This is a genomic window from Aeromonas sp. DNP9 (genome assembly GCF_001728955.1).
In the GTDB taxonomy this organism is placed as follows: Bacteria; Pseudomonadota; Gammaproteobacteria; order Enterobacterales; family Aeromonadaceae; genus Aeromonas; species Aeromonas veronii.
In genome coordinates this window covers 97,752-108,017 of the sequence record NZ_LYSQ01000023.1, presented here as the reverse complement: position 1 = coordinate 108,017, position 10,266 = coordinate 97,752, and the positions used below count along the sequence as shown (strand labels likewise).

Annotated in this window: 9 protein-coding genes and 1 riboswitch; of the genes, 5 read left to right on the top strand and 4 right to left on the bottom strand. The window is 58.9% G+C overall.

The window, feature by feature from the left end; translation table 11 throughout:
- Positions 1 to 277 precede the first annotated feature (277 nt).
- The 4 genes from A9G06_RS16480 (at position 278) to A9G06_RS16465 (ending at position 5,374) form a co-directional block, all read left to right on the top strand.
- Positions 278 to 730, top strand: coding sequence for a pullulanase (locus tag A9G06_RS16480; protein ID WP_069555892.1), 453 nt, complete (start codon positions 278 to 280; stop codon positions 728 to 730).
- A 211-nt stretch (positions 731 to 941) separates the two neighbouring features.
- Positions 942 to 3,089, top strand: a complete 2,148-nt coding sequence (locus A9G06_RS16475) for an adenosylcobalamin-dependent ribonucleoside-diphosphate reductase (RefSeq protein WP_069555891.1) — start codon at positions 942 to 944, stop codon at positions 3,087 to 3,089.
- Between the two features lie 10 nt (positions 3,090 to 3,099).
- On the top strand, positions 3,100 to 3,783 hold the full coding sequence (locus tag A9G06_RS16470) for an NrdJb (RefSeq protein WP_069555890.1): 684 nt from the start codon (positions 3,100 to 3,102) through the stop codon (positions 3,781 to 3,783).
- Between the two features lie 220 nt (positions 3,784 to 4,003).
- Positions 4,004 to 5,374, top strand: coding sequence for a PhoH family protein (locus A9G06_RS16465; RefSeq protein ID WP_005358170.1), 1,371 nt, complete (start codon positions 4,004 to 4,006; stop codon positions 5,372 to 5,374).
- An 82-nt stretch (positions 5,375 to 5,456) separates the two neighbouring features.
- Here the strand turns inward: A9G06_RS16465 and thiQ are convergent, their stop codons facing one another.
- Genes thiQ through thiB form a run of 3 tightly spaced genes read right to left on the bottom strand, consistent with a single transcriptional unit; the run spans position 5,457 to position 8,735 of the window.
- Positions 5,457 to 6,152, bottom strand: coding sequence for a thiamine ABC transporter ATP-binding protein (gene thiQ, locus A9G06_RS16460; RefSeq protein WP_069555897.1), 696 nt, complete (start codon positions 6,150 to 6,152; stop codon positions 5,457 to 5,459).
- Complete coding sequence (thiP, locus tag A9G06_RS16455; protein ID WP_069555889.1) at positions 6,139 to 7,758, bottom strand: thiamine/thiamine pyrophosphate ABC transporter permease; 1,620 nt, start codon at positions 7,756 to 7,758, stop codon at positions 6,139 to 6,141. Before thiP ends, thiQ begins: the two co-directional genes overlap by 14 nt.
- Entirely contained in the window at positions 7,755 to 8,735 is a 981-nt protein-coding gene (gene thiB / locus A9G06_RS16450; protein WP_069555888.1) for a thiamine ABC transporter substrate binding subunit, read from the bottom strand. The genes thiP and thiB overlap by 4 nt, the downstream gene beginning before the upstream one ends.
- Positions 8,736 to 8,795: 60 nt before the next feature.
- A riboswitch (TPP riboswitch) is annotated at positions 8,796 to 8,886 on the bottom strand.
- 89 nt (positions 8,887 to 8,975) lie between these two features.
- On the opposite strand from thiB, the gene A9G06_RS16445 reads away from it, so the two are divergent.
- Positions 8,976 to 9,266 carry a PilZ domain-containing protein gene (locus A9G06_RS16445; RefSeq protein ID WP_005339160.1) on the top strand — a complete coding sequence of 97 codons (291 nt, stop codon included), beginning with the start codon at positions 8,976 to 8,978 and terminating at the stop codon, positions 9,264 to 9,266.
- A gap of 30 nt (positions 9,267 to 9,296) precedes the next feature.
- Here the strand turns inward: A9G06_RS16445 and A9G06_RS16440 are convergent, their stop codons facing one another.
- Positions 9,297 to 10,226: a hypothetical protein gene (locus tag A9G06_RS16440; protein ID WP_069555887.1), complete on the bottom strand. Its 930-nt coding sequence runs from the start codon at positions 10,224 to 10,226 to the stop codon at positions 9,297 to 9,299.
- Positions 10,227 to 10,266: the final 40 nt, after the last annotated feature.

Sequence of the window (10,266 nt, the reverse complement as noted above, 5' to 3'; positions counted from 1 at the left end):
ACAAGAAACCCCGCTCATCGAGCGGGGTTTTTTATTGGCTGAAATTCAGCACGTCGCCGGATTATTAGACTTTCCCCTTCTTGTCATTCATTGACCATCCCTCTAAAGCCCCAAAAAGACCTCTTTTTCTGTTCGATATTTGCTCACTGGTTTAATGGGGTGGATATAAAAAGCACAGAATGTGATGCCTCTACCTTTCTTGTGATGCCTCCTCTGGTTTAATTCTTCAGTCCATATTGATGGACCAAGGAATCACAATAATTTAAGGAATAGACCCATGTTCAAAAGAACAGTAACGATGATGCTGGCGGCGGGAACCCTGGTATTAGGCGGTTGTGCATCCAATGGTGGTGCAGAGCAGACAGCGGCAGACAACAGCGACTTCGGTGGCAAGTCCATCTACCTGCGCGGGGAGATGAACGACTGGATGGCGACTGATGAAAGCAAGGTAGTCAAGGTGGCCGACAAGCTCTATATGGCCAAAGGCACCCTCAAGAAAGAGTGGGCCCCCTACAAGTTCAAGTTTGCTGATTCAGGCTGGAGCTGCGGTACCAACTTTGGCTACAAGAGTCCGAGTGATGGTGTTGCCGTGTTGGGTGGTGAGGCGGTGCCGGTCAACCCATGCTCCAAGTATGAGGACATGAAGTTCTCACCGGATGCTGATGGCGTCTACGAGTTCTATCTGAATATGGCGGGTGAAACACCGACCGTTTACGTCAAGAAGCCCTGATCTATCTCTGAGTGTTAAATCTCTCAGCAAATTAATCAGTTAAGTGCCCTGGCCCAGAAATCTGCTGGCCGGGGCATTTTTTTAGGTTAGAATCGGCGCCCTCATGGCATCAGGTGTACTATATGTTGTGTCATTAATTTTAGATGGCACCATTAGTTGTGTTTTATGCTGTTGTCATGATGTCGATGCATTCACATAAGGTTGATTGAAAATGGCTAAATCGAACCCGGTGCTGGAGAGTGAGCTTGGCTCCCGCCTTATCCCCATGCAGGAAACGTCCCTCGAGATCTGGGATAGCAAGTATCGCCTCAAGAGCAAGGATGGCACTCCCATCGACAGCTCTATCGATGAGACTTACCAGCGGGTAGCTCGTGCGTTGGCCGAGCAGGAGCTGGAACCTGAGGCCTGGTATGAGCCGTTCCTGTGGGCGTTGCGGAATGGGGCCATTCCGGCGGGCCGCATCACCTCCAACGCCGGGGCGTTTGAGCACAAGCCTGCCACTTCAACCATCAACTGTACTGTTTCCGGCACCATCGAAGATTCGATGGACGATATCCTCGGCAAGGTGCACGAGGCTGGCCTGACCCTGAAAGCCGGTTGCGGCATCGGCTATGACTTCTCGACCTTGCGCCCGCGCGGTGCTTTTGTCTCCGGTGCCGGTGCTTACACTTCAGGCCCGCTCTCCTTCATGGATATCTATGACAAGATGTGTTTCACCGTCTCGTCAGCCGGTGGCCGTCGCGGCGCCCAGATGGGCACCATGGATATCCGCCATCCCGATGTGATCGAGTTTATACAGGCCAAGCGTGAAGATGGCCGCCTGCGTCAGTTCAACCTCTCTCTGCTCATCACCGAAGATTTCGTCAAGGCGGTGAAAGAGGATGCCCCCTGGTCGCTCATCTTCCCCTATACCGCCAAAGAGGTGGAGCAGGATGGCATTGCGCTGGACGATCCCGCTCAGGTGCTATGGGCCGACTGGCCCAACAAGGAAGGGGTTGTATTCAACGAGTTGGGGCAGGTCGCCTGCAAGGTCTACAAGACCATGCCCGCCCGCAAGCTGTGGAATGTCATCATGACCTCCACCTATGACTATGCAGAGCCCGGCTTCATCCTGATCGACAAGGTCAACCAGATGAACAACAACTGGTTCTGTGAAGAGATCCGCGCGACCAACCCCTGTGGCGAGCAGCCGTTGCCACCCTACGGTGCCTGTTTGCTGGGTTCGGTCAATCTGACCAAGTTTGTGCGCGACCCTTTTACTGAAAACGCTGCGTTCGATTGGCAGGCGTTTCGCAAGGTGGTGGCCATCTTCACTCGCATGCTCGACAACGTGGTGGAGATCAACCAGCTGCCGCTGGCCAAACAGCGCGAGGAGATCACAGCCAAGCGCCGTCACGGCATGGGTTTCCTCGGGCTTGGCTCGAGCCTGACCATGCTGCAGATCAAGTACGGTTCTGCCGCGTCCGTCGCCTTTACCGAGCAGGTATCCCAGGAGCTGGCGATGACCGGCTGGCAGGAGTCCCTGCGTCTGGCCAAGGAGAAGGGCTCTGCCCTCATCATGGAGCAGGAGTTTGAAGTGACTGGCAAGATGCTGCGTCTGCGCCCGGAAATGGCGGCTGATGGCATCAAGGTAGGCGACAAGGTGAAGGGCAAGGTGTTGCATGCGCGCTACAGCCGCTATATGCAGCAGGTTGCCGAAGTGGATCCTGCGCTGGTCGCCGAGCTGGCCGAAGTGGGTGGGCGTTTCACCCATCACAGTAGTATCGCGCCGACCGGCACCATCTCGCTGTCACTGGCCAACAACGCCAGCAACGGCATCGAGCCGAGCTTTGCCCACCACTACAGCCGCAACGTCATCAAGCCGGGCAAGAAGAGCAAGGAGAGCGTCGATGTCTACTCCTTCGAGCTGTTGGCCTACCGCGAGCTGGTGAATCCGGCCGCCATGCCCTATGCCGATGATGAGGCGAGCCGTCTGCCGGACTTTTTCATTACTGCCGATGACATCAGTCCGGCGCAGCATGTGGACATTCAGGCGGCGGCCCAGCGCTGGATTGACTCCTCCATCTCCAAGACCGCCAACGTGCCGACCGATTTCCCGTTCGAGCAGTTCAAGGACATCTACATGTATGCCTCGGACTCCGGCCTCAAGGGCTGCACCACCTTCCGCTTCAATCCGGAGGCTTTCCAGGGCGTGCTGGTGAAGGAGAAGGATCTGGAGAACACCCTGTACGATTTCACCCTCGAGGATGGCTCCGTCATCTCCGTCAAGGGGAACGAAGAGATCGAATACGATGGCGAGCTGCATACGGCCGCCAACCTCTACGACGCCTTGAAAGAAGGCTATTACGGTAAATTCTGAGAACGACATTATGGTCAAGAAGATCGACAAGAAAATCGTCGCCTACAAGGTGCGTACCAAGGATGAGCCGCAAGAAGATCTCTCTGCGCAGGATGACGTGGTGCACATGCACGAAACCGTGCTGCGCCCGGAGCGGCTGATGGGTACCACCTACAAGCTGAAGACGCCGGAGCATGTCTCCGAGCACTCGCTGTTTATCACCATCAACGACATCATTCTCAACGAGGGCACGGTGCACGAAACCCGCCGTCCGTTCGAGATCTTCATCAACTCCAAGAGCCTGGAGCACTACCAGTGGATCGTGGCGCTGACCCGCATTATCTCGGCGGTATTCCGCAAGGGTGGGGATGTCACCTTCCTGGTGGAGGAGCTGCGTTCCGTATTCGATCCCAAGGGCGGCTACTGGAACAAGGGCAAGTATGTGCCGTCGCTGATCGCCGAAATTGGCAACGTGATCGAGAGCCATCTCACCGAGATCGGCATGCTCAAGGCGCCGGGGCTGGACGAGCATCAGCAGGCGTTTCTGGCAGAAAAACAGGCCGAGCTGAAGGCGGCTCAGGACGCTGAAGAGCAACAGGCGAACAGTGGTTTTCCGGCCAATGCCGCGCTCTGCTACAAGTGCCACACCAAGGCGCTGGTGCTGAAGGATGGCTGCATGACCTGCCTTAACTGCGGCGATTCAAAGTGCGGTTAACAGGCATTCCTGAGTAGTTGAACGATAGAAAAAAGACCGGCCACAGTGCCGGTCTTTGTATTGCTGTTTTTATGCGCAATCAAATCAGGCGGCCAAGTGATTTGTTGCGCGATAGTAAAATCGGGCGTAGCGTTGAGGGTAATAAAACTGTCACGGCCGTGTGGTTTCAATGACATCTGAGATTCACACACGTGGCCCTTCAGTGCCAAGGAGGATGCTTATGGACAATACGGACCGAAAGCTGTTTATCCTGGATACCAACGTTCTGCTTCACGAACCCCTCGCTATCTACTCCTTCAAAGAGCACGACGTGCTCATCCCCATGACGGTGCTGGAAGAGCTCGATAACATCAAGGATCGCAACAAGGATGTCAGCCGCGACGCGCGGGTGGCCATTCGTGCGCTGGAAGATGTGTTCCGCGATGCAACCCCGGATCAGATCACCCAGGGTGTTCCTCTGGCTGGCGAAGCGAGCGGCAATATCTGCATCTTCAGCGATCACCATCTGCCGCAGGATGCCGAGGTCTTTACCGACAAGGAGGCCGACAACCGCATCATCAACGCGGCCCTCTATCTGCAAAAGCACGAGTTGAAGCGTCAGGTGGTGCTGGTCACCAAAGACATCAATATGCGCCTCAAGGCCAAGGGGGCCGGACTTGCTCACGTTGAAGATTACCGTAGCGACCAGTTGATCGATGATATCCGCCTGCTGGCCAAAGGCTTTCAGGTGGTGCCCGGCAGCTTTTGGGAGCGGGTTGGCGAGTGCGAGAGCGAGACCCATGGCCGCGACACCATCCATGTGATCGATGCCAATCTGCTGGAAGGGGTTCACGTAAACCAGTATCTGGTGGATGAGGAGAATTTCTTCGCCGCCCGGGTACTCAGCCACGATGGCAACAAGATCCGCATCAAGGATCTGGGCCGCGAGCGGCTGATGTCTCGCAAGGCGTGGGGTGTCCATCCCAAGAACGTCTATCAGGGGATGGCTTTGGATGCACTGCTCGATCCGCACATCGATCTGGTTATCCTGACCGGCCCGGCGGGTTGCGGCAAGACCTTGCTGGCCATGGCTGCTGCGCTGGAGTTGGTGATTGAGAAGGGCATTTACGAGAAGGTGATCGTCACCCGTAATACCCCGGAAATTGCCGAAAGCATCGGCTTCCTGCCCGGCACCGAAGAGGAGAAGATGATGCCATGGTTGGCGGCGGTGACCGACACCCTGGAGGTGCTGCACAAGCAGGACGAGAACATGAGCGGCTCGCTCAGCTACATCATGGAGAAGGCCAACATCCAGTTCAAATCGGTCAACTTCATGCGCGGGCGCAGCATCCAGAACACCTTCGTGCTGCTGGATGAGTGCCAGAACCTGACCGCATCCCAGATCAAGACCATCATCACCCGCTGCGGCGAGGGCACCAAGATCGTCTGTTCCGGTAACTTGGCCCAGATCGACTCCAACTACCTGAGCCCGGTGACCTCGGGTCTCACCTACATCGTCGAGCGTTTCAAGGATTTTGACGGCAGTGCCAACATCTTCCTCAACGGCGTGGTACGCAGCCGACTGGCCTCGTTCGCCGAGGAAAATCTCTGATTTAGCTGACTATCTTCATATGAAAAAGGGAAGCCACTTGGCTTCCCTTTTTTGATCCCGTCACCAGTTCAGTGTCCTTAGATCACTGTCCAAGGTAGCGCAGCAGCTCCGGGTGGTTGCTGTGTTGCAGAATATCCGGCTTTCCCTGCAGGGCGATGCGCCCCTCGTCCACAAAGAGCACCTGATCGGCGATAAGCTGGGCATCCTCAGGATTGTGGGAGACCATCAGTACGGTAATGCCTTGCTCGCAGGCTAGCCTCGCCACTTCCGCCAGCATCTCCCGGCGCAGGGCGGGATCGAGGGCAGAGAAGGGCTCATCCAGCAGCAGCAGCGGTTTGCCGCGCACCAGCGCGCGAGCCAGCCCAACCCGCTGCTGCTGGCCGCCGGAGAGCTGCTCCGGCAGACGGTTTAGCATCTCGCCAAGACCAACCCGCTCGGCTGCATCGATCACCTGTGCCCGTTGGGCGGCACTCAGGCGCAGCCCCGGGTGCAAGCCGATGGCGATATTGTCGAACACCGACAGGTGGAGGAACAGGTTGTGATCCTGAAACAGGGTGGTGACTGGTCGCTCGGCGGGGCCCAACGGCAGCAGATCTTCGCCATCGAAGCTGAGGCGGCCCGACTCCACCGGCACGAAGCCGGCGATCATCCCGAGCAGGGTCGACTTGCCCGCGCCGCTTGGGCCAATCAGCGCGGTGATCTCCCCCTTGGGCAGGGTCGCGCTGAAGCTGACGCGCCAGTCGGGGTAGCTGGTCACCAGTGTATCAATGTTCAGCATGTTTTCCTCCAAGCCCCCGTTCCACCAGCCAGAACAGGGAGAAACAGAGCGTAAGCAGCAGCAGAGCGGTGGCGGCCGCCTCGGTCAGCCGGTAGCTGCCGAGCTGTTGGTAGAGCAGCCAGGGCAGGGTGGTGAGCTCCTGACTGCCAAACATGGCGATGGCGCCGAGATCCCCCAGCGAGAGGATCATCGACAGCGCCATCGCCAGTGCCAGCGGGCGGCGCAGCAGCGGCCACTCCACCAGTCGCAGGCGATGCAGGCCACGTACCCCCAGGCTATCCGCCAGCCGGCCGTATTGGCGCACCACCAGCTGCATGGGGGCTGAGAGGGTGCGCATCACATAGGGCAGCGCCATCAGGGCGTTGACCAGTACCACCAGCCAGGGGCCGAGGGCGAACACGTCGGCAAAGGGCATAAACAGGATAAAGAGACCGGTAGAGAGCACCACGGCCGGGATCATCAGGATCACCGAGCCGCTGGCCTCCCACAGGGCGGCAGCCCGTCGCTTGCGCGCCCGTACCCGCAGATGACGGCTGGTGAGCAGCAGTGCGCCACCGAGCAGGGTAGCCAAGACACCGGCTGCTAGTGCAATCAACAGCGACTGGCCGCTCGCCTGCCACAGTTTGGCGGCAGTGAGCGCCGTCAGCAGACCGGGGTGGAGGCCTGCGACGACGATGGCAAGCAGCGGTGGCAGAAAGATGGCGAGGCCGATACAGAGCGATAAGAGATCCACCACGGCCGTGCCCGGTTGATGACGATCCGGCCGCAGGCAGGGGCGACGGGGTGTCACCCTGCTGGCCGGGGTACTCTGCAGCTTGTGCTGCAGGGCGAGCAGGGCGGCGGTCAGGATCAGCTGCACCAGCGCCAATCCGCCCGCGGTGGCGAGATCGAAATCAAAGCGCAGCGCCTGATAGACGGCCACCTCTAGGGTGGTCGATTTCGGCCCGCCCCCCAGCGCCAGCACGGTAGTGAAGCTGGTGAAGCAGAGCATAAAAATGAGGCTGGCCAGCCCAGGCAATATGCCGCGAATAAGCGGCCACTCCAGCAGCCGGAAGATATGGGATGAGCGCATGCCGAGCTGGCTGGCGAGGCGCCAGCTCGATTCGGGGATGCTCTCTATGCTCTGCAACATCAGGCGGGCCGCCAGCGGCATATTGAAGAAGATGTGGGCCAGCAGGATACCGAACAGGCCGTAGAGATAATTGCCGGGATCGAGCCCCAGTGAGCGCAACAGTTGCGGCAGCCACCCCTGTTTGCCATGTACCGCTACTATGCCGAAGATGGCGATGATGACCGGCAGCACCAGCGAGAGACCAAATAGTTTAATCAGCAGGGTTCGGCCAATGAAGCGGCGCCGCGCCAGCGCACGGGCCACCGGAATGGCGAGCCCGAGACTGAGCAGGGTGGAGAGCAGCGCCTGTCCCAGACTGAAGCCCAGCACATGACGCAGATAAGGGTCTGCGAGCAGGGTGCGGGGTGCCAGCGAACCGGCCTGCCACAGCAGGGCCGCGAGCGGCCCGAGGGATAACAGCAGGATCAACAAGGTGGCTGCACTGCCCGGCAACCACCAGAGGGGACGAGCCTGTGGTTTCAGATAACGGCTCACTGGGTGACGGCTTGCAGCCACTCGCGGATCCACCCTTTGCGATTGGCGGCCACCTCATCGCTGCTGAAGGCGAGCGGCTTGGCTACGGTGATCATCTGCTCGAAGCCCTTGGGCAGCGGCGTGTCGATAACGGGATACATCCAGTTGCCGGTCGGGATCTCGTTCTGGAAGGCGGGGCTCACCATAAATTGCAGGAACTGGTCAGCCAGCTTCCCCTGTTTGGCACTCTTCAGCTTGGCAGCCACTTCTACCTGACGGTAGTGACCCTCCTCGAAGGCGGCAGCCTGATACTGGGGCTTGTTCTCGGCAATCAGGTGATAGGCCGGAGAGGTGGTGTAGGAGAGCACCATGTCCGCTTCGCCATCGAGGAACATGCCATAAGCCTCGGACCACCCCTTGGTGACGGTGACCGTCTTTTTGGCAAGCTCGGCCCAGGCGGCAGGCGCCTTGTCGCCGTAGACAGACTTCATCCACAGCATCAGTCCCTGCCCCGGGGTGGAGGTGCGGGGATCCTGATAGATCACTTTGAGGTCAGGACGCTCCACCAGATCTTTCAGGCTCTTGGGCGGCTGCTTGAGTTTGTCCTTGTCATAGACGAAAGCGAAGTAGCCGTAGTCGTAGGGGACGAAGGTGTCATCCTGCCAGTCACCCGGCACCTTGATGCCATCCAGCTTGGCGGGATGGGGGGCGAACAGACCGCTCTGCTTGGCTTCGCTGATGAGGGCATCGTCGAGCCCCAGCACCAGATCGGCCTTGCTGTGGTTGCCCTCCAGCCGCAGCCGGTTGAGGATGGCGACCCCATCTTCGAGGGGAACCAGATTGAGGGTGCAGTCGCACGCTTTCTCGAAGGCCTGTTTGATCTTGGGTCCCGGACCCCACTCGGCAGTGAAGGAGCTGTAGGTGTAGACGGTGAGGGTGTCGGCGGCGAACACATTGGCCGACAGCAGGCCGGTGGTGACCAGCAGCAGGGTCTTCATAGGTGGCACTCCCTATTACTTGTTAATAACGAGGTGCCAGCGGGTGAGGGCGCAAAAAATGAGCGCCATGCCTCAAATTCCTCCGCCAGCATTATCTGGATCAGGTACACGGGTATAATCTCAGCGGTAAACCGCACCCCGTTTGAGAAACGAACCGCATTGTATTAACGTTCTTTTGGGTAGACCAGCACAATTGTGCAATACCCATGAGATGACGCCCACCCAACAGAGGATGTTCGCGTGCTTACCAATACCAAGGAAAGGCGTGCCTTTGCGCGCATGGTCATCAATGCTCCGGTCACCGTCTATCAGCAGCAGCTGGTGCTGGAGGGGATCTGCCGGGATCTCAGTGCCAACGGCATGGGGATTGCGGTCTCTGAACACCAGCTCGACATCAATCAGCCCATCCGGATCAGTCTTGCCACCAACAACAATCTGTTGCCTCCCTTTGAAGCCCATGCCCGTATTATCCGGGTGCTGGAGGAGGAGAGCGGGTTGCTGCTGGCGGTAGAGTTTCTGCCTCAGGGTTAATCCTCTCTCCCCATCGGCAGAGGGAGGGGATTAGCCTTTCTCCTGAACCGGCTGCACACTCAACTGCTTGCTATCGACCAGCGTTTTGCTGGTCGATGCTATTTGGCCCGCAGGCAAGGTGGCGGGGCCGGTAGGTTCGAGCAGCAGGTAGTTCTGCCCCTGCCAGTTGAGGGTCACATCCCCCGGCTTGGCGGGCAGGTCAACGGCCAGCAGGGCATGGCCGGGGACGAACACCATGGCCTGTTTCAGCTCCGGAAAGAGCTGGGCCAGCATGGCGGCCATCAGGGTTACCTTGCTGTCGCAGTCCCCCCGGTTCTGCTCCAGCACCTGACGGGGCGGGAGAAAGCCCTTGCCCTGCCTGCCGTTCAGGCTATCGAGCTGCTGATAGGGGATGCTCTGGATAAAGGTGAGCATGTGGGCCACGGTTTTCTGGCGCGCTTCCGTTTCGGTGCTGCCCTGCTGCTTGAGTTGATCCGCCAGTGGAGCCAGCCCGCTGCGACTCTCCAGCGCGATGCGCACATGATCCTGCTTCACCGCCAGCTGCCCGTCCGGGGTATTGAAGTACTGGAAGTAGTGTTTGGTCAGCCACGCCAGCTCCTCTTTGCTCCGCTTGGACTGCAGAAAGGCCATCGCCTCGCGCGCCTTGTCCTGATTGCGGCTTTTCAGATGCAGCTCAAGCGAGGGGCGGGCGAGGGTGAACTGCACCTCGGGGTAGTTCTGGCGCACCTCCCGCAGCAACACCTGCAACACCTCCTCCTGCATTCTCGCCGGGCGATAGGCGATGAGAGGCGGCAACTTGCCCTGTTCGAGCCGGTAGGTGAGCTGTTGGGGTTTGCCTTCGCTATCCTGCCAGCCGACGCTGATCTGGCCGAGGCTGTTGTTGAAGCTGGTTTGGCTGGCACCCGCAGGCAGGGCAAGCAGCAGGGCACAGAGCAGAGGAATTGCCGTCGGTCTCTTCATCATCCTTTCCTGTGGCACGGGCCAGTTCCGGTGGCCCAAA

Excerpts from the sequence above, each read along its gene's own strand:
- A9G06_RS16465 (WP_005358170.1), top strand. The coding sequence starts at position 4,004 with ATGGACAATACGGACCGAAAGCTGTTTATCCTGGATACCAACGTTCTG.
- A9G06_RS16470 (WP_069555890.1), top strand. The coding sequence starts at position 3,100 with ATGGTCAAGAAGATCGACAAGAAAATCGTCGCCTACAAGGTGCGTACC.
- A9G06_RS16475 (WP_069555891.1), top strand. The coding sequence starts at position 942 with ATGGCTAAATCGAACCCGGTGCTGGAGAGTGAGCTTGGCTCCCGCCTT.
- A9G06_RS16480 (WP_069555892.1), top strand. The coding sequence starts at position 278 with ATGTTCAAAAGAACAGTAACGATGATGCTGGCGGCGGGAACCCTGGTA.
- thiB (WP_069555888.1), bottom strand. The coding sequence starts at position 8,735 with ATGAAGACCCTGCTGCTGGTCACCACCGGCCTGCTGTCGGCCAATGTG.
- thiQ (WP_069555897.1), bottom strand. The coding sequence starts at position 6,152 with ATGCTGAACATTGATACACTGGTGACCAGCTACCCCGACTGGCGCGTC.
- A9G06_RS16440 (WP_069555887.1), bottom strand. The coding sequence starts at position 10,226 with ATGAAGAGACCGACGGCAATTCCTCTGCTCTGTGCCCTGCTGCTTGCC.